Source organism: Cobetia amphilecti, from assembly GCF_020217465.1.
Taxonomy (GTDB): domain Bacteria; phylum Pseudomonadota; class Gammaproteobacteria; order Pseudomonadales; family Halomonadaceae; genus Cobetia; species Cobetia amphilecti.
The window spans coordinates 3,755,661-3,779,007 of the sequence record NZ_CP084115.1 but is presented as its reverse complement, the minus strand read 5'-3'; the positions used below and the strand labels follow the sequence as shown (position 1 = coordinate 3,779,007).

22 protein-coding genes are annotated in these 23,347 nt (G+C 63.7%); 15 read left to right on the top strand and 7 right to left on the bottom strand.

Annotated elements, in window-relative coordinates:
* Nucleotides 1-96: 96 nt before the first annotated feature.
* The 4 genes from argB to coaBC all read right to left on the bottom strand — a co-directional run bounded on the left by argB (nucleotide 97) and on the right by coaBC (nucleotide 4,608).
* Nucleotides 97-1,014 carry an acetylglutamate kinase gene (gene argB, locus LCW13_RS15735; RefSeq protein ID WP_043336279.1) on the bottom strand — a complete coding sequence of 306 codons (918 nt, stop codon included), beginning with the start codon at nucleotides 1,012-1,014 and terminating at the stop codon, nucleotides 97-99.
* A 231-nt stretch (nucleotides 1,015-1,245) separates the two neighbouring features.
* Nucleotides 1,246-2,628, bottom strand: coding sequence for a phosphomannomutase/phosphoglucomutase (locus LCW13_RS15730; RefSeq protein ID WP_054556539.1), 1,383 nt, complete (start codon nucleotides 2,626-2,628; stop codon nucleotides 1,246-1,248).
* Between the two features lie 171 nt (nucleotides 2,629-2,799).
* Nucleotides 2,800-3,258 (bottom strand): dUTP diphosphatase, encoded by a 459-nt coding sequence (gene dut, locus LCW13_RS15725; protein WP_107335897.1) that lies wholly within the window; start codon nucleotides 3,256-3,258, stop codon nucleotides 2,800-2,802.
* Entirely contained in the window at nucleotides 3,259-4,608 is a 1,350-nt protein-coding gene (coaBC, locus tag LCW13_RS15720; protein WP_225347355.1) for a bifunctional phosphopantothenoylcysteine decarboxylase/phosphopantothenate--cysteine ligase CoaBC, read from the bottom strand. It abuts the gene before it with no gap.
* 300 nt (nucleotides 4,609-4,908) lie between these two features.
* On the opposite strand from coaBC, the gene radC reads away from it, so the two are divergent.
* From radC to LCW13_RS15665, 11 genes are all read left to right on the top strand, one after another.
* A complete protein-coding gene (gene radC, locus LCW13_RS15715; protein ID WP_043336272.1) occupies nucleotides 4,909-5,583 on the top strand; it encodes a RadC family protein in 675 nt (224 codons plus the stop codon).
* A 442-nt stretch (nucleotides 5,584-6,025) separates the two neighbouring features.
* A complete protein-coding gene (rpmB, locus tag LCW13_RS15710) occupies nucleotides 6,026-6,262 on the top strand; it encodes a 50S ribosomal protein L28 (RefSeq protein WP_043336270.1) in 237 nt (78 codons plus the stop codon).
* A 92-nt stretch (nucleotides 6,263-6,354) separates the two neighbouring features.
* Nucleotides 6,355-6,510 (top strand): 50S ribosomal protein L33, encoded by a 156-nt coding sequence (rpmG, locus tag LCW13_RS15705; protein ID WP_016417370.1) that lies wholly within the window; start codon nucleotides 6,355-6,357, stop codon nucleotides 6,508-6,510.
* 156 nt (nucleotides 6,511-6,666) lie between these two features.
* Nucleotides 6,667-7,482: a bifunctional DNA-formamidopyrimidine glycosylase/DNA-(apurinic or apyrimidinic site) lyase gene (gene mutM, locus LCW13_RS15700; protein ID WP_043336268.1), complete on the top strand. Its 816-nt coding sequence runs from the start codon at nucleotides 6,667-6,669 to the stop codon at nucleotides 7,480-7,482.
* A gap of 130 nt (nucleotides 7,483-7,612) precedes the next feature.
* Nucleotides 7,613-8,803, top strand: coding sequence for a class I SAM-dependent rRNA methyltransferase (locus tag LCW13_RS15695; RefSeq protein WP_043336266.1), 1,191 nt, complete (start codon nucleotides 7,613-7,615; stop codon nucleotides 8,801-8,803).
* A gap of 174 nt (nucleotides 8,804-8,977) precedes the next feature.
* Nucleotides 8,978-9,334 (top strand): putative signal transducing protein, encoded by a 357-nt coding sequence (locus LCW13_RS15690; RefSeq protein ID WP_225347354.1) that lies wholly within the window; start codon nucleotides 8,978-8,980, stop codon nucleotides 9,332-9,334.
* Entirely contained in the window at nucleotides 9,331-9,837 is a 507-nt protein-coding gene (locus LCW13_RS15685) for an acyl-CoA thioesterase (RefSeq protein WP_216060563.1), read from the top strand. Before LCW13_RS15690 ends, LCW13_RS15685 begins: the two co-directional genes overlap by 4 nt.
* Before the next feature lie 143 nt (nucleotides 9,838-9,980).
* Nucleotides 9,981-11,102, top strand: a complete 1,122-nt coding sequence (gene ald / locus LCW13_RS15680) for an alanine dehydrogenase (RefSeq protein ID WP_225347353.1) — start codon at nucleotides 9,981-9,983, stop codon at nucleotides 11,100-11,102.
* Nucleotides 11,103-11,288: 186 nt separating this feature from the next.
* Nucleotides 11,289-12,302 (top strand): tryptophan--tRNA ligase, encoded by a 1,014-nt coding sequence (locus LCW13_RS15675; protein WP_225347352.1) that lies wholly within the window; start codon nucleotides 11,289-11,291, stop codon nucleotides 12,300-12,302.
* 250 nt (nucleotides 12,303-12,552) lie between these two features.
* Complete coding sequence (locus LCW13_RS15670; RefSeq protein ID WP_225347351.1) at nucleotides 12,553-13,797, top strand: YeeE/YedE family protein; 1,245 nt, start codon at nucleotides 12,553-12,555, stop codon at nucleotides 13,795-13,797.
* A gap of 311 nt (nucleotides 13,798-14,108) precedes the next feature.
* Nucleotides 14,109-15,788 (top strand): NAD-dependent malic enzyme, encoded by a 1,680-nt coding sequence (locus LCW13_RS15665; protein ID WP_043333048.1) that lies wholly within the window; start codon nucleotides 14,109-14,111, stop codon nucleotides 15,786-15,788.
* Between the two features lie 146 nt (nucleotides 15,789-15,934).
* Here the strand turns inward: LCW13_RS15665 and acnA are convergent, their stop codons facing one another.
* The gene (gene acnA, locus LCW13_RS15660) at nucleotides 15,935-18,694 is read right to left on the bottom strand and encodes an aconitate hydratase AcnA (RefSeq protein ID WP_225347350.1); all 2,760 of its coding nucleotides are present in this window, start codon (nucleotides 18,692-18,694) and stop codon (nucleotides 15,935-15,937) included.
* Between the two features lie 377 nt (nucleotides 18,695-19,071).
* Here acnA and LCW13_RS15655 point away from each other — a divergent pair, with 377 nt between their 5' ends.
* The gene (locus tag LCW13_RS15655; RefSeq protein ID WP_216060559.1) at nucleotides 19,072-19,437 is read left to right on the top strand and encodes a CPXCG motif-containing cysteine-rich protein; all 366 of its coding nucleotides are present in this window, start codon (nucleotides 19,072-19,074) and stop codon (nucleotides 19,435-19,437) included.
* A 284-nt stretch (nucleotides 19,438-19,721) separates the two neighbouring features.
* Nucleotides 19,722-20,324, top strand: coding sequence for a peroxiredoxin (locus tag LCW13_RS15650; protein WP_043333044.1), 603 nt, complete (start codon nucleotides 19,722-19,724; stop codon nucleotides 20,322-20,324).
* 225 nt (nucleotides 20,325-20,549) lie between these two features.
* On the opposite strand, the gene LCW13_RS15645 is transcribed toward LCW13_RS15650, so the two are convergent.
* A complete protein-coding gene (locus LCW13_RS15645; RefSeq protein ID WP_225347349.1) occupies nucleotides 20,550-20,783 on the bottom strand; it encodes a hypothetical protein in 234 nt (77 codons plus the stop codon).
* An 11-nt stretch (nucleotides 20,784-20,794) separates the two neighbouring features.
* Between LCW13_RS15645 and trxB the strand changes: the two genes are divergently transcribed.
* The gene (trxB, locus tag LCW13_RS15640; RefSeq protein ID WP_043333042.1) at nucleotides 20,795-21,751 is read left to right on the top strand and encodes a thioredoxin-disulfide reductase; all 957 of its coding nucleotides are present in this window, start codon (nucleotides 20,795-20,797) and stop codon (nucleotides 21,749-21,751) included.
* A gap of 190 nt (nucleotides 21,752-21,941) precedes the next feature.
* Here the strand turns inward: trxB and LCW13_RS15635 are convergent, their stop codons facing one another.
* The gene (locus tag LCW13_RS15635) at nucleotides 21,942-22,193 is read right to left on the bottom strand and encodes a SlyX family protein (RefSeq protein WP_225347348.1); all 252 of its coding nucleotides are present in this window, start codon (nucleotides 22,191-22,193) and stop codon (nucleotides 21,942-21,944) included.
* 596 nt (nucleotides 22,194-22,789) lie between these two features.
* Between LCW13_RS15635 and LCW13_RS17490 the strand changes: the two genes are divergently transcribed.
* Nucleotides 22,790-23,254 (top strand): cold-shock protein, encoded by a 465-nt coding sequence (locus LCW13_RS17490; RefSeq protein ID WP_043333039.1) that lies wholly within the window; start codon nucleotides 22,790-22,792, stop codon nucleotides 23,252-23,254.
* Nucleotides 23,255-23,347 lie beyond the last annotated feature (93 nt).

The following is a 23,347-nucleotide window of genomic DNA, read 5'->3' as shown; positions in this document are numbered from 1 at the left end:
TCGCGGCCTGCAGCAGTGTGCTACGGGCGGGTCCGTGTCCTGAGGCATGTCGCTTGCCTCGCGCGAAACACCGGGGCCGAGCCCCGGCTTGTCACCTTACGCCTTGTCAGTGTCCGCTTCCGCGTTGCTGATCAACGTGCCGACCCCGGCATTGGTGAAGATTTCCAGCAGGGTCGCATGTGGCACGCGGCCATCGATGATGTGAGCACTGCGCACGCCTTGCTTCACGGCGTCCAGTGCACAGCTGATCTTGGGCAGCATGCCACCGTAGATGGTGCCATCCTCGATCAGGCCATCCACCGCCTCGGTGGTCAGGCCGGTCATGACTTCGCCTTGTGCGTTCATCAGGCCAGCCACGTTGGTCAGCAGCATCAATTTCTCCGCGCCCAGTGCCTCGGCGACCTTGCCGGCGACCAGGTCGGCATTGATATTGTAGCTGCGACCCTCGGCATCGACCCCGATGGGCGCGATGACGGGAATGAAATCGTTGCGTGTCAGCAGTTCGATCAGGTCCGTGGAGACATGCTCGACTTCACCGACATGACCAATGTCGATGATTTCAGAGGCATTCATGCCCGGCGTCTGGCCGCTGACCTTGAGCTGGCGGGCGCGAATCTGGCCGCTATCCTTGCCGGTCAGGCCGATGGCCTTGCCGCCGCTCTGGTTGATTAGGTTGACGATGCCCTTGTTGACCAGGCCGCCCAGCACCATCTCGACCACGTCCATGGTCTCGGAATCCGTGACGCGCATGCCATCGACGAAGCGCGATTCGATGTTCAGCTTCTCGAGCAGCGCGCCGATCTGCGGGCCGCCGCCATGCACGACCACCGGATTGATGCCGACTTCCTTCATCAACACCATGTCGCGAGCGAAGGAGTCGATCAAGGCTTCTTCGGTCATGGCGTTGCCGCCGTACTTGACCACCACGGTCTTGCCCGAGAACTGCTGGATATAGGGCAGGGCTTCGGACAGGACCTCGACCACCTGATGCGGGTCGCGGTTGGCGTGGCTCATCAGCGTATCACTCCACAGAAAATGGTCCGGAAAGAGAGTCCGGACACTGTCACTCGAAACGGTCTTTCAGCACGCGCGGTGCGCGCTGTCATGCAAATCGGTTGCTTCAGGCACCTGATGCGCCCGGATGAGCGGCTGCAGTGCCTGGCAAGGCGAGGGCGGCGATCAAGCGGCAGACCGCCGCCCCCGTTGCGGCTCATGCCATCCTGTCGATGGCGAGCGAGTGCGGGATCAGAACGGTGCCTGGATGCTCGGCTCGGCCTGCTTCAGCGCGGCGCGGAAGCTGTCCTTGATGCGCTCCAGTGCGGCTTCCGACTTGCCTTCGAAGCGCAGCACCAGCATCGGCGTGGTGTTGGAGGCGCGGCACAGGCCCCAGCCATCGGCGTAGTCGACACGAATGCCGTCCAGCGTGGTCTTGACGCCGTCGCTGCCGAAGTCGCCTTCACTGGCCAGTCGCTCGACGATAGCGAACTTGTTCTCGTCGGTCACTTCCACATTGATCTCGGGGGTGCCGAGGTCCTGCGGGAAGCGGGCGAAGAAGGTGTCGGCATCGACATCCTGCTTGGCGAGGATTTCCAGCAGGCGCGCAGCGCCGTAGATGCCGTCATCGAAGCCGAACCAGCGCTCCTTGAAGAAGATGTGGCCGCTCATCTCGCCGGCCAGTGCTGCGCCGGTTTCCTTCATGCGTGCCTTGATCAGCGAGTGGCCGGTGCGCCACATTTCCGGCGTGCCGCCGGCTTTCTCGATCACGGTCGCCAGGTTGCCGGTGCACTTGACGTCGAAGATGATGCGCGCGCCCGGCACGCGTTCGATCAGGTCTTCCGACAGCGCCATCATCAGGCGGTCCGGGTAGAGGATCTCGCCCTTGGGCGTCACGACGCCGAGGCGGTCGCCGTCACCATCAAAGGCCAGACCGATGTCCGCGCCGGTTTCCTGCATGGTCTTGATCAGGTCCTGCAGGTTTTCCGGCTTGCCCGGATCCGGGTGGTGATTCGGGAAGTTGCCGTCGATCTCGTCGAACAGCGGCACGGTGTCGACGCCCAGGCGACGGATCAGCTCCGGGCCCAGCTCGCCGGCCACGCCGTTGCCGCAATCGACCACGGCCTTGAGCGGACGCTTGACGACCACATCACCGGTTATCTGCTCCAGATAGCGCTCACGCACGTCCTCTTCACGCAGGCTGCCTTCGCCTTGCGCCAGATCGCCTTCCTGCAGGCGACGATAGAGGTCGGTGATGGTGTCGCCGGACAGGGTCTCACCGGCCAGCACGATCTTCAGGCCGTTGTAGTTGGCCGGGTTGTGGCTGCCGGTCAGCATCACGCCGGAGCGGGTGCCTTCCAGGATATTGGTGGCGTAGTAGAGCACCGGTGTCGGCACCATGCCGATGTCGACGACATCACGGCCGGCATCACGCAGGCCCGCGATCAGCGCCTTGGACAGGCGCGGGCCGGAGAGACGGCCGTCACGCGCGACCACGACGGTGGATTCACCGCGTGCCGCGGCTTCGCTGCCGATGGATTGGCCGATGGCGCGCACGCCGTCTTCGGTGAGGGTCTCATCCACGATGCCACGGATATCGTAGGCGCGGAAAATTGAAGCGGGTACCTGACTCATGGTGCATCCCTGTCGGTTGAATCAATCGTGAAGTCGCTTGAGGCGTCATGCGTCTCGAACGCTATCGCTGCATGACGATCAGTGTGGAAACCTGCATGGCTTCCTTGTGACCGGAAGCCCGGCAGCCGACGCAAGCCTGCCGCTCGGCTGCCCTCTGGCATGACGGGTCAATCAGTGGCGACCGGAGTGGCCGAAGCCGCCTTCGCCGCGCTGGCTGGCCTCGAATTCAGAGACTTCCACCAGCTCCGCCTGTACCACTGGCACTAGCACGTACTGTGCCAGACGCTCGCCGGGTTCCAGCACGAACTCGCTGTTGCCGCGGTTCCAGACCGAGATCATCAGTTCGCCCTGGTAGTCGGAGTCGATCAGGCCGACCAGATTGCCCAGCACGATGCCGTGTTTGTGCCCCAGACCGGAGCGCGGCAGGATCATGCCGGCCAGTGCGGGGTCGGCGATGTGGATCGCCAGCCCGGTGCGCACCAGCTCACAGGCGCCCGGCGCCAATGTCAGCGGCGCGTCGAGCAGTGCGCGCAGGTCCATGCCGGCGCTGCCGGGAGTGGCGTGATGCGGCAGCGGGTAATCGCGAACGCGCTCGTCGAGAATCTTGAGTTCGAGCCGGGGGCGGGTCATCTAGGGTGCTTCCTGATCGTCGGTGACAGTCGGTGTAACGGTCTGGATGGCAGGGTCGAGGCTGACCCTGTGCTGATGGAGTGCCAGGGCGCGCTTCAGAATCGCGCGCGCCAGTTCCGTCTTGGGACAGGCCGCGATGGCCTGTTCGTGTTGCGTGTTCGTGTTCTGATCGAGCGGCTGCCACAGCAGGGTGGCGGCATTGCTGTCGCTGCCGAAGCCAAGGCCCGGCGTGCTCACATCATTGGCGACGATCATGTCGAGCTGTTTACGTGCAAGCTTATCGCGTGCATAGCGCAGCACATCGCGGGTCTCGGCGGCGAAGCCGATCACCAGTGGCGCCCGCTGACCGGCGGCGCGGCGTGCCTGCGTCTGGGCGGCGATACCGGCGATGATGTCCGGATTGCGGGTCAGCGTGACCTGCATCTGCTCCTCGCCCGACTGCTTCTTGAGCTTGTGGTCGGCGACCGTGGCCGGGCGGAAGTCGGCGACTGCCGCGCAGCCGATGAAGAGGTCGCTCTCGCTGGCGGCTGCCTCGGCGGCGGCCTGCATGTCCAGCGCGGATTCGACATCGATGCGCTCGACGCCAGCCGGGGTCGCCAGCGCCACCGGGCCACTGATCAGGCGCACGCTGGCGCCCAGCGCCGCGGCCTCGGCGGCCAGCGCATAGCCCATCTTGCCGGAGCTGTGATTGCTCAGATAGCGCACCGGGTCCAGCGGCTCGCGGGTCGGGCCGGCGGTGATGGTCACCGTCAGGCCTGTGGCCGGCAATGACATCTCATTGCTCTGGCTCATGAGGTCGCTCTGGCTCATGAGATCGCTCAGCGCCGCGACGATCTCTTCCGGCTCCAGCATGCGGCCCGCGCCTACGTCGCCACAGGCCTGTTCGCCGCTGGCCGGGCCGAGCAGCGTCCAGCCGTCGGCACTGAGCTGGCGGGCGTTGCGCTGGGTGGCGGGGTGCGCCCACATGGCCTGATTCATCGCCGGGGCCATCACCCAGCGCGCGCTGTTGGCCAGGCACAGGGTAGTGAGCAGATCATCGGCATGCCCATGCACCAGGCGGGCCATCAGATCGGCGGTGGCAGGCGCGATCAGGATGACCTCCGCCCAGCGTGCCAGCTCGATATGCCCCATGCCGGCCTCGGCCTCGGGGTCCAGCAGGGAGGTGTGCACCGGATTGCCCGACAACGCCTGTAGGGTCAGCGGTGTAATGAAGGCTTGAGCCCCTTCGGTCATGGCGATGCGCACTTCACAGCCCGCCTTTTTCAACAGGCGGGTGATCAGAGCGGCCTTGTAGGCCGCGATGCCGCCACTGATGCCCAGCAGAATGCGCCGTCCGGCGAGTGAATGCATGGTGTGTCCTGCGTCCCTGATGCGTCGATTGCTACGCTCGCGCGTTTGCCCTCTACCATATCACCGTGATGCAACCTTGCGTAGCGCCGCTGGCCCGCGACGCCGAGTGTCGCCATGGTCCATGCGAGCGCTCGCTTCATGGGGCGGGAGCTGTCATCAGGTGGCATGCAGGGGCCAGACGCAGACCCACGGGGCGGCAAGCGTTGATGCTCACAATGGCGAAAGAGACGGCATCTGACCACGCTTCTCATGCTTTGGACTGTCAGCCACTCGGGGCGACAGGTGATGGGAGAAGAGTGCATGGGGATTCGAGAGTGGCCGGTCGGGGAGCGTCCGCGCGAGAAGCTGTTGTCGTCAGGGGCAGGGGCCTTGTCAGATGCCGAGCTGCTGGCCATCTTTCTGCGCGTGGGCATAAAAGGACGCTCAGCGGTGGACCTGGCGCGCGACCTGCTGAACACCTTCGGCGGACTCAGGCCATTGCTGGAGGCGACCCAGCAGGACTTCTGCGCCGCGCGCGGACTGGGTGACGCCAAGTATGTGCAGCTGCAGGCTTCGCTGGAGCTGTCGCGTCGCCATCTGGAGAGCCTGTTGATGCGCGGGGCCGCCCTGACATCGCCCCTGCTGGTGCGGCGCTATCTGTCCTCGCATCTGCGCGATCTGCCGCATGAGGTGTTCGCCGCGTTGTTTCTCGACAGCCAGCATCGCGTCATCCGCTTCGAGACACTCTTCACCGGCACGCTGGATGCCGCCGCCGTCTACCCGCGCGAGGTGGTCAAGCGGGCGCTGGCGCTCAATGCCGGTGCCCTGATCCTGGCCCATAACCATCCCTCCGGCGTCGCGGAGCCCAGTGAGGCCGACCGACGCATCACGCAGCGCCTGGAAGAGGCGCTGGGGCTTTTCGATATTCGCGTGCTGGATCACTTCGTGGTCGGAGACGGCGAGGTGGTCTCGTTTGCCGAGCGCGGCTGGCTCTAGTTGGGGGTGTCGAGGAGGCTGAGGCGCTGAGTGCCCGATGACGGCACAGCCCCCGCCAGATGCGGACGCCGCTGGCGTGAGAAATGCGCAGGGATTGCAAACCAGGGCACTGGTTGTGGTAATGTTGCGCCTCCCGTATCACCCACCACAGAATTCGCGACCACTCTGGCCGACATTGGCTGAGTGAAGCGTTTGGCTGAGAAGCGTCTGTACCGATGTGACACGTCGGGCATGGGCGTGCTGGCGAAAAAAATCCGTATAGGACGTGCTTTCACGTTCCTCTTCGGGTAAAATGCTGCGCCTGCACGTTCCAGCACCCGAAAGCTTGTCTTCCGGAACGGACGTAAACACTTTGAAATCAGGGCATGAGGCGGCGCCTGCCACTTCCGGTTTGCCCGACAGGTTTTGAACAACTTAGCCAACGCAGCGGTTGGAGGCTCCAATGTCCAAAGTATGTCAGGTTACCGGCAAGCGCCCGGTGACTGGTAACAATGTTTCTCACTCCCAGCGCAAGACTCGTCGCCGGTTCCTGCCGAACCTGCACACCCACCGTTTCTGGGTTGAATCCCAGCAGCGCTTCGTCAAGCTGCGCGTCTCTACCAAGGGCATGCGCATCATCGACAAGAAGGGTATCGACGAAGTCCTCAAGGACCTCACTGCACGTGGCGAGCGCTTCTAAACACTAGAAGACAGCCCCTGTAGCAATGGCAACCGAGCCGAGGGCAACGCTCTCAATCGTTCGGTGAATGCGACTGTGGAAGGAAACTGAAAATGCGTGACAAGATCAAGTTGGTGTCAAGTGCCGGTACTGGCCACTTCTACACCACCGACAAGAACAAGCGTAACACTCCGGACAAGCTTGAATTCAAGAAGTACGATCCGGTCGTTCGCAAGCACGTGATGTACAAGGAAGCCAAGATCAAGTGATCTTGTCTCCCGCCAGCGTGCTGTCGGAACCCTCGAAAACCCGGTCCTGACCGGGTTTTCGAGTATCTGGATGTCGCTGTTCTGGGCATCCTGCAACAGGGTGGCGGCTTCTGTCGTCACCCTGTTGTGCGTCTGGCGGTCAGTCGAGGAGAGAACATGCCCGAATTACCGGAAGTCGAGACGACCCGTCGCGGTATCGCGCCGCTGGTCGAGGGTCAGGAGGTCACCGAGGTGATCGTGCGTCAGCCGCGTCTGCGCACCCCCGTGCCCGGCGAGCTCGCCGAATGGCTGGTGGGTCAGCGTTTCGGCACGCTTGCGCGTCGCGCCAAGTACCTGCTGTTGCCGATCGCCGATGGCCATCTGCTCTGGCACCTGGGCATGTCCGGTAGCCTCAGACTGGTGCCCATCGGCACGCCGCCACGCACGCATGATCATGTCGATGTCGTGCTCGGCAACGGCCATGTGCTGCGCTATCACGATCCACGTCGCTTCGGCTTCGTCGACTTCGTGCGCGGTGACCCGCATGCCGATACGCGCCTGGCGCGACTCGGTCCGGAGCCGTTGTCCGATGCCTTCAATGGCGAGCACCTCTTTGCGCGCTCCCGCAAGCGCCGCGTGGCGATCAAGCCGTTTCTGATGGACAACGCCAATGTGGTGGGCGTGGGCAATATCTACGCCAGCGAGGCGCTGTTCATGGCGGGTGTCGACCCGCGCCGTCCTGCCGGTGAAGTGACGCGCGAGGAATGCGAGCGCCTCGCCAACGCCGCCAGCAGCGTGCTGGCCGCGGCGATCGCCCAGGGCGGTACCACGTTGCGTGACTTCGTCGGCGGAGATGGCAAGCCAGGCTACTTCGCGCAAAGCCTCAACGTCTACGGGCGGGGTGGCGAGCCATGCCGCGAATGCGGCCACGAGATCATGAGTCTGGTGCTGGGCCAACGCGCCAGCTGCTTCTGCCCGTATTGTCAGCGCTAGCGGCGAGCCGCATCAGACCACTGCTTGACCGGGGGCTCCGTGACCGGGGCCGCCATGACGACTAGAATAGGCCCGTTCGGGCGCGTCCTGTCGTCGTCCTGTCCCTTCCTCTGCTTTCTGGATATTTCCCGTGACTGAACGTCTGCGCCTGAAGAAGAATGCTGATCGCCGCCTCAAGGCCGGCCATCTGTGGCTGTACTCCAATGAAGTCGATACCGTCGCGACGCCGCTCAAGAACTTCGAGCCGGGCGCCCAGGCCATCATCGAGGCCAGCAATGGTCGTGCGATGGGTGTTGCCTACGTCAACCCGAACTCGCTGATCTGCGCGCGCATCGTGTCGCGCAACCCGGAACAGCGTCTGGATCGCTCGCTGCTGGTGCACCGCTTCAACCAGGCGCTGTCGCTGCGCGAGAGCCTCTATGACAAGCCGTTCTATCGTCTGGTCCACGGCGAAGGCGACCTGCTGCCGGGCCTGATCGTCGATCGCTTCGGCGACGTGCTGGTCTGTCAGCTCAACACCTTCGGCATGGAGCGTCTGGCGGAAGTCATCGTCGATGCGCTGCTCAAGGTCGTCAAGCCGACAGCCATCGTGTTCAAGAACGATTCCAGCGGTCGCCGTCAGGAACAGCTCGAGCGCAACGTCGAAGTCGTCTATGGCGAGCTGCCGGAAAGCGTGCTGCTGGAAGAGAACGGCGTCCAGTTCACGGCGCCGGTACTCGATGGCCAGAAGACCGGCTGGTTCTACGATCACCGCGCCAACCGTGCCTGGTTGAACCGTCAGGTCGAAGGCAAGCGCGTGCTGGACCTGTTCAGCTACGTCGGTGGCTGGGGCGTGCAGGCGGCGGCGCATGGCGCCAGTGAAGTGCTGTGTGTCGATGCTTCCGGCGCGGCACTCGAGCGCGTCTCGGGCAACGCCGTGCTCAACGGTGTCGAGGACCGCGTCTCCATCGCGGAATCGGATGTCTTCGAGGCCCTCTCGGCTCTGCGCGCGGAAGGCGAGCAGTTCGACGTCATCATCGCGGATCCGCCCGCCTTCATCCGCAAGCGCAAGGACATCACCAACGGTGAGCGCGCCTATGCACGCCTCAACCGTGAAGCCATGCGCCTGTTGGGTCGTGACGGTCTGCTGATGTCCGGCTCCTGCTCCATGCATCTGGCGCCGGAGCGCCTGATGGATGTGGTACGTGGCGCCGTGCGTCACCAGGACCGCCACGGTCAGGTCATCTTCCAGGGCCATCAGGCCAGCGACCACCCGGTGCACCCGTCCATCCCCGAGACGTCCTACCTCAAGGCCCTCGGTGTGCGCGTCTATCGAGACTGATGACGCCTGACGGCTACCAGGACTGATGGCTGTGCCATCCGGCATCGACGACAACGCCGCCCTTCGGGGCGGCGTTGTCGTCTGTGGCTTGTGAGTCGTCTGTGGCTTGCCTATCGACTTCAGCTCGCTTTTGGCTAATCGTCCATGGCTCATGGACTCTGATAGTCTGACGGCATGCATAGACGACTGACATCTCATCACAATCTCGTGCTGCTCGATCACTGGCGCAACCTGCTGGAAAGCGAGGGCATCCCCTGTGAGCTGCGCAATCGCCTGCTCGGTTCTGCCGCGGGCGAGTTGCCCGTGCTCGACTGCGAGCCCCAGCTGTGGGTGGCAGAGCATGACCTTCCACGTGCCCGCCGCCTGCTGGCGAGCATCGAGGCCGCGCCGGCCCTGCCGGACTGGCAGTGTGCCTGTGGCGAACATCTCGAGGGCAGCTTCAGTGAGTGCTGGGCGTGTGGGGCAAGCGCGCCGCAGCAGGCCGCACCACAGGCGCGTCCGCGCGATGAGGACCCGGAGTTCGTGGCATGAGCAAAGGCACCCCGAAGGCGAGCGACGCGCCGCCGTTGACGCAAGATTCCCCCGGCTGGGCACTGCCACGCCCGTTCCTGTTGCCGATCAGCGTGAAGAAGAAGGCGCTGGATGGTTATGGTCACGTCAACAATGCCGAGTATGTGCGCTGGCTGGAGGACATCAGCTGGGCACACTCCGAAGCGTTGGGGCTTGGCCTGGCGCACTACCGTGAGCAGGACCGCGGCATGGCGGTGCACCGTCACGAGATCGACTATCTGGCCAGTGCGCGACTTGGCGATTCACTGATGCTGGCGACCTGGCTGGTGGATTGCGATGGTCGCCTGAGTCTGACGCGTCGCTTCCAGTTGCGCCGGTGCTCGGATGGCCAGACGCTGCTGGAGGCGCGCACGCGCTTTGTCTGCATCGAGCTTTCGAGTGGACGGGCCCGGCGCATGCCCGGCGCCTATCGTGAATGCTATTCGGCGGCGCTGGTGAGTGAGGAAACTGCCAGTCAGCGATGATTCCTCGCATTCCACTGCATCATTGGCGTGTTTTGGTGAATCTTGCTGGTATCTGATTGGCGAGACGCTGACGAGTCTGCTGTGCTTGTAGCAGGCGTCGTGATGACGTCAGTGCATTCCGCCAGCAGTGCAAGGAGTTCACCATGCAGATTGCCGTGCCGAAGGAAATCAAGAACCACGAGTATCGCGTCGCCCTCACGCCTGCCGGTGTGCGCGAGCTGATCGCCCAGGGCCATGAGGTGATCGTCGAGTCTGGCGCCGGGGAGGGCAGTGGCTACCCCGATGCCGAATATCAGGGCGTGGGCGCGCGTCTCGAGTCGGACGTCGAGCGGGTCTTTCGCGACGCCGAGCTGATTCTCAAGGTCAAGGAACCGCAGCCGGCCGAGGTCGCGCGGCTCACTAGCGGCCAGACCCTGTTCACCTATCTGCATCTGGCGGCCGCTCGTGAGCTGACCGAGAGCCTGCTGGAGAGCGGCGTGACGGCCATCGCCTACGAGACCATCACGGATGCCGACGGGGGGCTGCCGCTGCTGGCACCCATGAGTCGCGTCGCCGGGCGCATGGCGATCCAGGCCGGCGCGCACGCGCTGGAGAAGGCGCAGGGCGGCATGGGCGTGCTGTTGCCCGGCGTGCCCGGCGTGCCGCCGGCGCGGGTCACGGTGATCGGCGGTGGCGTGGTGGGGGAGAACGCCGCGCGCATGGCGTTGGGGCTGGGCGCCGAGGTGGTGATTCTCGATACCTCACTGGCGCGCCTCGAGACCCTGGATCATCGCTATCAGGGCCAGATTCGTACCGTCTATTCGACCTCCGAGGCATTGGAGGAAGCGGTGCGGCAATCGGCGTTGATCATCGGTGCCGTGCTGGTGCCCGGCGCGGCGGCCCCCAAGCTGATTCGCCGCGAGCATCTGCGCAAGATGACGCCGGGCGCCGTGCTGGTGGATGTCGCCATCGATCAGGGCGGCTGCTTCGAGACCAGTCAGGCGACCACCCACGCCGAGCCGACCTACGTGGTGGATGGCATCGTGCATTACTGCGTGGCCAACATGCCCGGCGCGGTGGCACGTACCTCGACCCAGGCGCTGACCAGCGCGACGCTGCCGTATATCGTGCGCCTCGCCAATGGCGGCTATCGCGAGGTGCTGAGCCGGGACAGCCACTTTGCCGCGGGCCTCAATGTGCACGCGGGGCAATTGATCCTGCCGGAAGTCGGCGAGGCCTTCGACATGTCGGTCACTGCGCTCGCCGAGGCACTGGCGAAGGAGTGAGCCGGGCGCGCCGGCCCTTACGAAGGCTGCACGCCTCAGGGTAAGATGTGGGACATATAGCGACAGGTCATGGTGGCTGCGTTCGAGGACTTCGAGCGGGCGCTGCCGCGACCTGTCGTGATCCATTGTGAGCGAGTGCAGCCCCGCGGCACGACCTCCCGACCCAGACGCCCAAGAAGTGCATCCATGACCAAGACCCGCGTTCTTACCGGCATCACGACCACCGGCACCCCTCATCTCGGCAACTATGTCGGCGCCATCAAGCCTGCCATCGAAGCCAGTCAGGACCCGACGGTCCAGTCCTTCTACTTCCTCGCCGACTTCCACGCCCTGATCAAGTGTCAGGACCCGAAGCGCGTGCAGGAGTCGCGTCGTGAGATCGCCGCCACCTGGCTGGCTCTGGGTCTGGACACCGACAACGCCATCTTCTATCGCCAGTCGGACGTGCCGGAGATCCCGGAGCTGATGTGGCTGCTCAACTGCGTGTGCGCCAAGGGCTTGATGAACCGTGCGCATGCCTACAAGGGCGCCGTGGCCGAGAATGAAGAGAGCGGCATCGAGGATCTCGATCGCGGCATCAGCATGGGCCTGTTCAGCTATCCGGTGCTGATGGCGGCGGACATCCTGATGTTCAATGCGCACAAGGTGCCGGTGGGGCGTGACCAGATCCAGCATATCGAGATGGCGCGCGACATGGCCGGACGCTTCAACCACCTCTTCAAGGGCAGCTACTTCACCATGCCCGAGGCGGTGACCGACGAGAAATCCCAGCTGCTGCTGGGCCTCGACGGTCGCAAGATGTCCAAGAGCTACAACAACACCATCCCGCTGTTCGGCACCGAGAAGCAGTTGCTCAAGAGCGTGCGCAAGATCAAGACCAACTCGCTGGAGCCGGGCGAGCCGAAGGACCCGGATACCTGTTCGCTGTTCCAGATCTATTCGGCCTTCGCCACCGAGGCGGAAGTCGCCGCCATGCGTGAGCAGTACGCGGCCGGCATCGGCTGGGGCGACGCCAAGAACCAGCTGTTCGAATACCTGAATGATCACCTCAAGGCGCCGCGCGAGCGTTACGTCGAGCTGATGGAAGACCCGGCGCATGTCGAGGCGATCCTCAAGCGTGGCGCCGAGCGGGCCCGCGAAGAGGCCGCACCGATGATGGAGCGCCTGCGTCGCGCCGTCGGCCTGGGCAACTTCCTCTAGGTCGTCCGTCCACGCTGCTCGATCGGCCCCCGTCATCTTCCCGGATGGCGGGGGTTTCTGTTACTGGCACCGTCGTTTCAGAGGGTGACGTCATCGGGGCTGGCGGGCTGATGGCACCCGGGGCGTGATGTCAGGCATATATCTGCAGGGAATGAAAAGCGTTCTGGAAATTCATTCACAGCTATAAAGCGACGCGTTAGGCTTGCCGCATAAAAGCTTGAAGCATGCTGAATACACAAGGGGGTACGACATGAGTCAACACGCGATGCCGGGCAAGGCCAGTGAGCCTGCCCAGCCATCTACCACCATCAACCCTCGCGCCGTCTGGGCGGGTGGGCTGCTGGTCATTGCCTCAGTGCTGCTGAGCCTGGTCGCCGGCTGGCGCCAGGGCCTCCTGTTGCTGATCGGTGGCGCACTGGGCGTGGTGCTCTATCACGCGGCCTTCGGCTTCACCTCCGCCTGGCGAGTGTTCATCACCGAGCGTCGTGGCCGCGGCCTGCGCGCGCAGATGCTGATGCTGGCGATTGCCGTGGTGCTGTTCTTCCCGGTATTGGCAGCGGGCAGCCTGTGGGGACAGGACGTCTCCGGCTTCGTCTCGCCGCTGGGCACCTCCGTGGTGGTCGGCGCCTTCCTGTTCGGCCTCGGCATGCAGCTGGGCGGCGGTTGCGCCTCGGGCACGCTGTTCACCGTCGGCGGCGGCAATGCGCGCATGGTGATCACCCTGATCTTCTTCTGCGTCGGCTCGGTGATCGGCACCGCGCACTTCAGCTGGTGGCAGAGCCTGCCGTCACTGCCCGCCGTCTCGCTGGTGGACAGCTTCGGCGCGCTGGGCGGCATCATCGTCAGCCTGGCGCTGTTCGCCATCATCGTGCTGGTGACGCGCACGCTGGAGAAGCGTCGTCACGGTGAGCTCGAGAAGGCCGCCGTGACCGACAGCCAGCCGCGCGGCCTGTCACGTTTCCTGCGCGGCCCCTGGCCGCTGCTGGCGGGCGCGGTGGCGCTGGCGCTGCTCAACTTCGCCACCCTGGCGCTGGCCGGGCGTCCGTGGGGCATCACCTCGGCCTTCGCGCTGTGGGGCACCAAGGTCTACACCACGCTGGGCTTCGATGTCAGTGACTGGGGTTACTGGCAGGCGGCGGGCAATGCCAAGGCACTGGCGGCACCGCTCTACACGGACATCACCACGGTGATGAACATCGGCATCGTGGTCGGGGCGCTGGCGGCAGCGCTGCTGGCCGGCAAGTTCGCGCCGAAGTGGAACATTCCGCTGCGCTCGCTGGTGGCTGCCGTGCTGGGTGGCCTGCTGCTGGGTTACGGCGCGCGCCTGGCCTTCGGCTGCAACATCGGCGCCTACTTCGGCGGCATCTCCTCTGGCAGCCTGCATGGCTGGCTGTGGCTGGTGATGGCCTTTGTCGGCAACATGCTGGGCGTGAAGCTGCGTCCCTTCTTCGCCCTTGCGCCGCGCAAGCCGGCATCGCGTGCCGATCTGGCCTGAGCCATACCCCGCACGTGACCGCGAACGCCTCGCTCCTTCCCCGTCAGGGGGATGAGCGAGGCGTTTCTCGTCATGCAGTACCCTTGTCTGCGCAACGCATGCCGACCTTGCACAGGCTGCCGGAGATAGCACTGCGCGTGCTATCATCATGCCTTGTTCGCACGTGGAAACTGCACGTCGAAAGGTCCCTCGGACGCCCGGTTGCCAGCAGGTCTTCTGCGGTGCTTCAGCGGGCATGCTGCGCTTGTCTGCCGGCATGCCGAGAAGCTTGCCGAGCGTGAGGTCGTCCCCACTGATTCAAGAGTCTCGCCATGACGGATACTTCCAAGCGCGCCCTGTATGTTCCTTACGCCGGCCCGAGCCTGCTCGAGATGCCGCTGCTCAACAAGGGCAGCGCCTTCAGCCTCGAGGAGCGTGTCAGCTTCAATCTGATGGGCTTGCTGCCGCAGAATGTCGAGAGCATCGAAGAGCAGGTCGCGCGCGTCTACAGCCAGTATCAGCAGTGCGCCACCGACCTCGACAAGCACATCCTGTTGCGCTCGGTGCAGGACGACAACGAGACCCTGTTCTTCCGCGTGATCGAGGAACACCTCGAGGAGATGATGCCGATCATCTACACCCCGACCGTCGGTCAGGCGTGCGAGGAGTTCTCCAACATCTACCGCAACCACCGCGGCCTGTTCATTTCCTACCCGGACCGCGAGCACATGGATGACATCCTGCGCTCCGCGACCAAGGACAACGTCAAGGTCATCGTCGTCACCGATGGCGAGCGTATCCTGGGGCTGGGCGATCAGGGCATCGGCGGCATGGGCATCCCCATCGGCAAGCTGTCGCTGTACACCGCCTGTGGCGGCATCAGTCCGGCCTACACCCTGCCGATCTCGCTGGACCTGGGCACCAACAACCAGAAGCTGCTCGACGACCCGCGCTACATGGGCTGGCGTCACGAGCGCGTCACCGGTGATGACTACAACGCCTTCGTGGCCGAGTTCATCACTGCCGTGAAGCGTCGCTGGCCGAAGGCCATGATCCAGTTCGAGGACTTCGCGCAGGCCAACGCCATGCCGCTGCTCGAGCGTTACCGCGATGAAGTCTGCTGCTTCAACGACGACATCCAGGGTACTGCCTCCGTCGTGGTCGCGACCCTGATGGCGGCCTGCAAGGCCAAGGGCGAGAAGCTCTCCGACCAGCGCGTCACCTTCCTGGGTGCCGGTAGCGCCGGCTGCGGTATCGCCGAGATGATCGTGGTGGCGATGGTCAAGGAAGGCATGGAAGAGGCCGAGGCCCGCAAGCGCGTCTTCATGGTCGATCGCTTCGGTCTGCTGACCAGCGACATGGAAGGCCTCTACGACTTCCAGAGCCGTCTGGCCCACGATATCGACAGCGTGGCCGACTTCGGTGATCGCGGCCTGCTGGATGTGGTCAAGGCCGCCAAGCCGAGCGTGCTGATCGGTGTGTCCGGCCAGCGTGGCCTGTTCAGCGAAGACGTGATCCGTGCCGTGCAGGCCGGCTGCGAGAGCCCGCTGGTGATGCCGCTGTCCAACCCGACCTCACGCGTCGAAGCGACACCGGCGGAAGTCATCGAGTGGACCGACGGCAAGGCGCTGGTCGCCACCGGCAGCCCGTTCGCACCGGTCGAGCACAACGGCCACACCCACGCGATCGCCCAGTGCAACAACGCCTACATCTTCCCGGGCATCGGTCTGGGCGTGCTGGCGTCCAACGCCTCGCGCATCACCGACAACATGCTGATGGCCGCCGCCAACGCGCTGGCCAACAACGCCCCCATCGTCCTGAAGGGCGAGGGTGCGCTGCTGCCGTCACTGGGCGATATCCAGGACATCAGCCGTCAGATCGCCTTCGACGTGGCGCGTCAGGCCCAGACCGATGGTGTGGCGCTGACCTCCAGCGACGAGATCATCCAGGCCAACATCGAGAAGAACTTCTGGCAGCCGCGTTACCGCGCCTACCGCCGCAAGGCGTTCTGATTGCATCGGCGCCGCTAGTGAGCGCATGAAGCAGATTGCATGAAACAGGTTGCATGAAACAGAGTGCGTCAATGAAGAAGCCCCCGCAGGCAATGCCTGCGGGGGCTTTTGTGTTGCAGTCAGCGCTGCGGTGAGCGGCTGGCGGGTTACAGCATGCCGCGCAGCACGTAGTGGAGGATGCCGCCGTGACGGTAGTACTCCAGCTCGTTGTCGGTATCGATGCGGCACAGCGCCTCGATCTTCTGCTCACCCTTGTCGCTCTTATAGGTGACCTGGACCTTGCCGCCGGCCGTCAGGTCATTCAGGCCGCTGATGCTGATTTCCTCATCACCGGTCAGCCCCAGCGACTGGCGGCTCTCGCCTTGCGGGAACTGCAGAGGCACCACGCCCATGCCGATCAGGTTGGAGCGGTGGATACGCTCGTAGGACTCGGCGATCACCGCGCGCACGCCCAGCAGCAGGGTGCCCTTGGCGGCCCAGTCACGTGAGGAGCCAGTGCCATACTCCTTGCCGGCGACGACCACCAGCGGCGTGCCTTCCTCGGCGTACTTCATGGCGGCATCGTAGATGGCCATCTGCTCGCCGGACGGCACGTGGCGGGTCTCGCCGCCCTCGACGCCATCGAGCATCTCGTTGCGGATACGCACGTTGGCGAAGGTGCCGCGCATCATCACTTCGTGGTTGCCGCGACGTGAGCCGTAGGAGTTGAAGTCCTTGACCTCGACCCCGTTCTCCTTGAGGTAGCGACCCGCCGGGCTGTCCGGTTTGATGGCACCGGCCGGAGAGATGTGGTCAGTGGTCACCGAGTCGCCGAGCATCGCCAGCACGCGGGCATTCTCGACATCCTGAACGGCTTCCGGCTCACGCTGCATGCCTTCGAAGAACGGCGGATGCTGGATGTAGGTGGAGTCCTTCCACTCATACACTTCGGCTTGCGGCACGTCGATGGCCTGCCAGGTCTCGTCACCGTCGAAGACCTCGGCGTACTCCTTGCGATACATCTCGGTACGCACCTGCTCGACGGCCTCGGCGATCTCGGCCTGACTCGGCCAGATGTCCTTGAGGAAGACGTCATTGCCGTCGGTGTCCTTGCCCAGCGGCTCCTTGGAAAGGTCGACCCGCACGGTGCCGGCGAGGGCATAGGCGACCACCAGGGGCGGCGACGCCAGCCAGTTGGTACGCACGTTGGGATGCACGCGACCCTCGAAGTTGCGGTTGCCCGACAGCACCGAGGCGACCGTCAGGTCACGCGTATTGATGGCGTCCTCGACCGGTTCCGGCAGCGGGCCGGAGTTGCCGATACAGGTGGTGCAGCCATAGCCGACCAGGTTGAAGCCCAGCTCGTTGAGGTCATCCTGCACGCCGGCAGTCGCCAGGTAGTCGGTGACGACCTTGGAGCCCGGCGCCAGTGAGGTCTTGACCCACGGCTTGCTGCTCAGGCCTTTCTCGCGTGCCTTGCGCGCCACCAGGCCTGCCGCCAGCATCACGCTGGGGTTGGAGGTGTTGGTGCAGGAGGTGATGGCGGCGATGACCACATCACCGTGATCGAGGCGGAAGGTCTCACCATTCAGCTCGCTATAATCGCCGTTCTTCACCTCGCTCTGCTTGTCGTAGCTCTGCTCGACATCGACGGCGGTCTGGCCACCCTCGGACAGCCACTTGCCGTCCTCGATGTCCGGCACTTCGCCCAGCTGATCGCCGAGAATCTTCTCGAAGGTCTGCTTGATGTCGGTGAGGGCGACGCGGTCCTGCGGGCGCTTGGGGCCGGCGAGGGAGGCGACGACCTCGGTCATGTCCAGCTCGAGCGTATCGGAGAAGACCGGCTCGTGGCCCGGCTCGCGCCACAGGCCCTGCTCCTTGGCATAGGCCTCGACCAGCGCGACCTGCTCATCGGAGCGACCGGACAGACGCATGTAGTTGAGCGTCTCGTCATCCAGCGGGAAGAAGCCGCAGGTAGCGCCATACTCCGGCGCCATGTTGGCGATGGTCGCGCGGTCGGCCAGCGGCAGGTCATCCAGGCCATCACCGTAGAACTCGACGAACTTGCCGACCACGCCACGGCTTCTCAGCATCTGGGTGACGGTCAGCACCAGGTCAGTCGCGGTGATGCCTTCGTTGAGCTTGCCGGTCAGCTTGAAGCCGACCACTTCCGGAATCAGCATCGAGACCGGCTGGCCGAGCATCGCGGCTTCCGCCTCGATACCGCCGACACCCCAGCCGAGTACGCCGAGGCCGTTGATCATGGTGGTGTGGGAGTCGGTGCCGACCAGGGTGTCGGGGTAGGCGAAGGTCTTGCCATCTTCCTCGCGGGTGAAGACGGCGCGGCCGAGATATTCCAGGTTCACCTGGTGGCAGATACCGGTGCCCGGCGGGACGACGGAGAAGTTGTCGAAGGCCTGCTGGCCCCAACGCAGGAACTCGTAACGTTCGCGGTTACGCTCCATCTCGATGCGCACGTTGTCCTTGAAGGCGCTCGGATCGCCGTAGTGGTCCACCATCACCGAGTGGTCGATGACCAGGTCCACCGGGGTCAGCGGATTGACCTTCTCGGGGTCGGCGCCGAGCTTCTTGACGGCGTCACGCATGGAGGCCAGGTCGACCACCCCGGGCACGCCGGTGAAATCCTGCATCAGCACGCGCGCCGGACGATAGCCGATCTCGTGGGTGCTGGAGGCGGTCTTCTGCCAGTCGGCCAGTGCCTTGATGTCTTCCTTGGTCGCGGTTTCACCGTCCTCGAAGCGCAGCTGATTCTCCAGCAGCACCTTGAGCGTGAAGGGCAGTCGCGTCAGGTCGCCAAGCGTGTCGGCCGCCTTCTTGAGCGAGTAGTAGTGATAGCGCTTGTCTCCGACTTCCAGCTCGGAGAGGGTGTCAAGCGAATCCAGTGACTGAGAGCGCTGGGAACCCATGATTCTCCTCCTTGTCGTTGTCTTCACCGGCCAGACTGCTGAAGTGTCGTTCAACAGGCGCGTCAGGTACCTCGGCCGGATGCGACGCGTCGCGAGAGCGACTGCCAGGTCGCGGATGGTTGCCTACATAAGGCTATGGTCATCATGTGACAGGAATTCAAGCGCACACCATCATCGAGGATAGTGTGAAGCAAGGAACCCTGCGTCGCGTTCGCTGCCATAGAGATTGCCGCCACGACTCTCGCGCGGCGTGAATGCGGCCCCTAAAGTATCCGAGACAGGGGTATCCGAAACGGTGACATCCAAGACGGTGGCACCCCAGACGGTGCCACTCGCAACGTCCGTCGCGTTCACCATCAGGCACAACGGAGGCTGTCATGAACGAACAAGGGCGCAGGCCGAGCGAGTCCGGCGAGCTGCCGGAAGATGATGAGGTTCTGGATGCGGCGGTCGAGCAGTGGCTGGCGGAGCATTCCTCGGGGCAGTCCGATGAATGGCCGGGCCATGAGTTGCTGGAAGACAAGCAGGAAGGAGCGGTCAATGAGGCGCTGCATGAGGCGGAAATCAACTGCCCCTACTGCGACACGCCCTTCACGGTGTTCCTGGATCTGGACGAGGGCAGTCTGACCAACATCATCGACTGCGAGCGTTGCTGTCAGCCGATCCAGGTGCGCCAGCAGGTCGACCCGGTCAGCGGTGAGCTCGAAGGGCTGGATATCGGCCAGGATGACGACGTGCTGTGACGGCATCTCACCTGCGCGGCACGCTGGCACCGGCGCCGACAGGCATCAGTGACGCAAAGTGACAGGCTTGCAGGGCAGGGCGCGGTAGATGCTGTATTCTGCAGCCAAGGTCACTTATGATCCCGACACCCGCTGTTGGCGTCATCGAGCTGCCATAGGCAATCTCTATGGTGGTGATTGCAGCAAACATTTGGCATCTGCCACACGTGGCGATTAGTCTGTGTGGCGATTCATCACAAAGGCGGTCCGCTGCCTTTATCATCATTATTCCTCAGGAGATCACCATGAGCGTATTGGTCGGACGTCAGGCCCCGGATTTCGAAGCCGCAGCAGTGCTGGGCGACGGTACCATCGTCGACAACTACAAGCTGTCTGATTCCAACGGCAAGCTGCGCGTGCTGTTCTTCTGGCCGCTGGACTTCACCTTCGTTTGCCCGTCTGAAATCATCGCCCACGACAACCGTCTGGCGAAGTTCAAGGAACTCGGCGTCGAAGTCATCGGTGTGTCCATCGATTCCCAGTTCACTCACCACGCATGGCGCAAGACCTCTCCGGACGCTGGCGGCATCGGTGAAGTCGGCTTCCCGATCGTGGCTGACGTCAAGCACGAAGTCACCCAGGCATACGGCATCGAGCATCCGGAAGCTGGCGTCGCTCTGCGCGCTTCCTTCCTGATCGACGAAGACGGTGTCGTTCAGCACCAGGTCGTCAACAACCTGCCGCTGGGCCGTAACGTCGATGAGATGGTCCGCATGGTCAAGGCCCTGCAGTTCCACCAGACCAACGGCGAAGTCTGCCCGGCAGGCTGGGAAGAAGGTCAGGAAGGTATGAAGGACACCGCTGAAGGTGTTGCCAAGTACCTGGCAGGCCACTCCAGCAGCCTGTAAGTCGCTGCCTGGACGAGATCAGCTCACGCGTTCGCGCTGACTGATCCCGCGACTGCCTTTCGAACCTTCGGTAATGAGTGTCTCGAGAGGTAGGCGAACCGGAAGCCGTCGCCCCTGGCGGCGGCTTCCGCGCATCTGGGCAATGCCATCCTGCGGGGGTGTGCTTGAGCATAAGCTTCTGCGATGCCGGTCTGAGTCCGGTGCTGAAAGCTGGCGGCGTCTGCGCTACTCTGCGCAGTCCTTGTTCGCCTCAACCAGCCCGGCGAGCCAGTCAGCCAGCGAGTACAAGTGCTTCCAGCGGGAAGCCTGCACGGGCGCCGGCCGGCCCGGATCCATCATGCCGTGTCCTGAACCATGTCGATCGCATGCGCCGTCTGCAGCGCTGTCGGTATCGTTGAGTACATTGATCGCCAGCAGACGCCATTGCTGCTGGTGAAATCCTCCGCCTTCATCTGTCACTGAGGTCATCCATGAGCAATGTCCGTCACGAACGTCTGATCATTCTCGGTTCCGGCCCGGCGGGTTACACCGCTGCCGTCTACGCTGCACGTGCCAATCTCAAGCCGCTCCTGATCACCGGCATGCAGATGGGTGGTCAGCTGACCACTACCACCGACGTCGACAACTGGCCCGGCGACGATGCTGGCGTGCAGGGACCGGAGCTGATGGAGCGCATGCGCCGTCACGCCGAGCGCTTCGAGACCGAAGTCCTGTTCGACCACATCAACGAAGTGACCCTCGGCGAGCGTCCGTTCCTGCTCAAGGGTGACAACGGCAGCTACAGCTGTGACGCCCTGATCATCGCCACCGGCGCCAGCGCGCAGTATCTGGGCCTGCCGAGTGAGCAGCAGTTCATGGGCCAGGGCGTCTCGGCCTGTGCGACCTGCGATGGCTTCTTCTATCGCAATCAGGAAGTCGTGGTAGTCGGTGGCGGCAACACCGCTGTCGAGGAAGCGCTGTACCTGTCCAACATCGCCTCCAAGGTCACGCTGGTGCATCGCCGCGACAGCCTGCGTGCCGAGAAGATCCTGCAGGACAAGCTGTTCGACAAGGTCGAGAACGGCAACATGGCGGTCGAATGGCACCACACCCTCGACGAAGTGCTGGGCGACAACTCCGGTGTCACCGGCGTGCGTCTGCGTCATGTCGAAAGCGGCGCCACCAAGGAGTTGAGCTCGATGGGCGTGTTCATCGCCATCGGCCACCGTCCGAATACCAGCCTGTTCGAAGGCCAGCTCGACATGCAGGGCGGCTATCTCAAGGTCCAGTCCGGTCTGGAAGGCAATGCCACCCAGACCAGCATCCCCGGCGTCTATGCCTGTGGCGATGTGATGGACCACGTCTACCGTCAGGCGATCACCTCTGCCGGTACCGGCTGCATGGCGGCGCTGGATGCCGAGCGTTATCTGGACGGCCTCATCGCCTGAGATCATCCTGTCCATTTCGACACGATCCATGTCGACACGACCTGTGTCGAGAGTGTCTGATTCGGCACTGTCTGATTCGAGAAAGTCTGATTCAGCACTGCCCGACCGGCCCCGCAGCCTCGCTGCGGGGCCGGTCTGCGTTCAGGGCCCTGCCTGGTCTGCGCCGAGAGAGCTGAGTGCTGCTGACAGCTCAGTAATGGGGCGGCAGCTCGTCGTGTGGCTGCGCACTGAAAGGTGCTGTCGAGTCTGCATCGCCTTGCTGGTCGCGCAGGGTGCGTAGCTGGCTGGCCATCAGCGCGGTGAGGCGCTCGAGGGTCTCTATCTGACGCTGCTGGGTGATGACGGTGCGATCGAGGGTCTCGAGCCAGTCATCCTGATGCGCGAGGCGCGATTCCAGTGCTTCCAGTCGGGCTTCCAGGCCGGGATCAGTCGAGGTTGTCATGCATCTGGGCTCCAGAGGGTGAGGGAATGGTCCGCGTGGGCAGTGGGGGAAGAGGGTGAGGTGGCCGGCGATGGATGACAACTCCTGCCACGACTCCTGCCACGATTTCTGAGCGATGGCACGCCGAATCATCGCTGCGGTCGTTGCCTGGATCGTTGTCGAATTACCGCAAAGTGTTGAAGGATTGTCACTGAGTTGCCTCAGACGCATCAGGAAGAGGCGTGATAGACTGTTGACAGTGCGATTGACTTATTTTTCGTATATCGCACCCATTGACGGCCTTCGATTGCCTGCGCTTCGCGCGTCATTGACAGGGCCGGTTCCATCGACTGATGTGGAGTTACCTGCATCACGAGCCACGACGTCACCAGAGCGATGCACCGGCATCTTCGCGTGTATCAGTGATGGTGACGGGCACCGCCGTGAGGCGCTGCATTCAGGCAGTTTCCCGACTGACGATAGCTGCTGTAACCCTGTCGTGCGGTCAGGCGCTGTCCATTGCGATCAAGGGCAGAACATTCTGATAGGGATCATCCGAAGCACTCATTTCTGCCCTCGCGTTACACCTCCACCCATTACCTAGAGAGTTTATCTTGATGAGTTCCAAGACGTTCTTCCGTTGTTTCATCATCAGCCTGCTGCTGGCACTGCCGGCACCGTTGCTGATTGCTGTCTTCATCACCCTGACCGGCGGCCAGCTGGCCGACACCCTGAGCCAGGCGCTTAGCGTCGAGGGCTTCGAGCTGGCGTACGCGGCTGCCGTCGCGGCCGTGTTCATCCTGCTGTTGATCGCGACGCTTGCCATTCCGGTGCTGTCTCCGCGCTCTGCAGTACTGGCTGAAGTCGAGGACGACGATCGTGAGATCGGCGAGGTCAAGTGGTTCAACGTCAACAAGGGCTACGGTTTCGTGACCCGTGAAAGTGGTGAAGATGTCTTCGTTCACTTCCGTGCCATTCGTGGCAAGGGCCACCGTACCTTGGCCGAAGGTCAGAAAGTGCGTTACCACGTCATCAGCAATGAGCGTGGCCTGCAGGCGGATGACGTGACGGTCATCACCTGATCGCTGACTCGCTCAGTGAAAGACGACAACGCCCCGCAGGCTAGCCTGCGGGGCGTTGTCGTTTCATGGACTTGTCACCAGAAGAGGCGGGTC

What these genes read in the sequence shown, in the direction of transcription:
- LCW13_RS15670 (WP_225347351.1), top strand. Translation starts at nt 12,553, where the DNA reads ATGAGTCAACACGCGATGCCGGGCAAGGCCAGTGAGCCTGCCCAGCCA.
- LCW13_RS15635 (WP_225347348.1), bottom strand. Translation starts at nt 22,193, where the DNA reads ATGACAACCTCGACTGATCCCGGCCTGGAAGCCCGACTGGAAGCACTG.
- LCW13_RS15730 (WP_054556539.1), bottom strand. Translation starts at nt 2,628, where the DNA reads ATGAGTCAGGTACCCGCTTCAATTTTCCGCGCCTACGATATCCGTGGC.
- LCW13_RS15650 (WP_043333044.1), top strand. Translation starts at nt 19,722, where the DNA reads ATGAGCGTATTGGTCGGACGTCAGGCCCCGGATTTCGAAGCCGCAGCA.
- mutM (WP_043336268.1), top strand. Translation starts at nt 6,667, where the DNA reads ATGCCCGAATTACCGGAAGTCGAGACGACCCGTCGCGGTATCGCGCCG.
- rpmB (WP_043336270.1), top strand. Translation starts at nt 6,026, where the DNA reads ATGTCCAAAGTATGTCAGGTTACCGGCAAGCGCCCGGTGACTGGTAAC.
- LCW13_RS15690 (WP_225347354.1), top strand. Translation starts at nt 8,978, where the DNA reads ATGCATAGACGACTGACATCTCATCACAATCTCGTGCTGCTCGATCAC.
- rpmG (WP_016417370.1), top strand. Translation starts at nt 6,355, where the DNA reads ATGCGTGACAAGATCAAGTTGGTGTCAAGTGCCGGTACTGGCCACTTC.
- LCW13_RS15655 (WP_216060559.1), top strand. Translation starts at nt 19,072, where the DNA reads ATGAACGAACAAGGGCGCAGGCCGAGCGAGTCCGGCGAGCTGCCGGAA.
- coaBC (WP_225347355.1), bottom strand. Translation starts at nt 4,608, where the DNA reads ATGCATTCACTCGCCGGACGGCGCATTCTGCTGGGCATCAGTGGCGGC.
- trxB (WP_043333042.1), top strand. Translation starts at nt 20,795, where the DNA reads ATGAGCAATGTCCGTCACGAACGTCTGATCATTCTCGGTTCCGGCCCG.
- LCW13_RS15685 (WP_216060563.1), top strand. Translation starts at nt 9,331, where the DNA reads ATGAGCAAAGGCACCCCGAAGGCGAGCGACGCGCCGCCGTTGACGCAA.
- dut (WP_107335897.1), bottom strand. Translation starts at nt 3,258, where the DNA reads ATGACCCGCCCCCGGCTCGAACTCAAGATTCTCGACGAGCGCGTTCGC.
- ald (WP_225347353.1), top strand. Translation starts at nt 9,981, where the DNA reads ATGCAGATTGCCGTGCCGAAGGAAATCAAGAACCACGAGTATCGCGTC.
- LCW13_RS15665 (WP_043333048.1), top strand. Translation starts at nt 14,109, where the DNA reads ATGACGGATACTTCCAAGCGCGCCCTGTATGTTCCTTACGCCGGCCCG.
- radC (WP_043336272.1), top strand. Translation starts at nt 4,909, where the DNA reads ATGGGGATTCGAGAGTGGCCGGTCGGGGAGCGTCCGCGCGAGAAGCTG.
- argB (WP_043336279.1), bottom strand. Translation starts at nt 1,014, where the DNA reads ATGAGCCACGCCAACCGCGACCCGCATCAGGTGGTCGAGGTCCTGTCC.
- acnA (WP_225347350.1), bottom strand. Translation starts at nt 18,694, where the DNA reads ATGGGTTCCCAGCGCTCTCAGTCACTGGATTCGCTTGACACCCTCTCC.
- LCW13_RS17490 (WP_043333039.1), top strand. Translation starts at nt 22,790, where the DNA reads ATGAGTTCCAAGACGTTCTTCCGTTGTTTCATCATCAGCCTGCTGCTG.
- LCW13_RS15675 (WP_225347352.1), top strand. Translation starts at nt 11,289, where the DNA reads ATGACCAAGACCCGCGTTCTTACCGGCATCACGACCACCGGCACCCCT.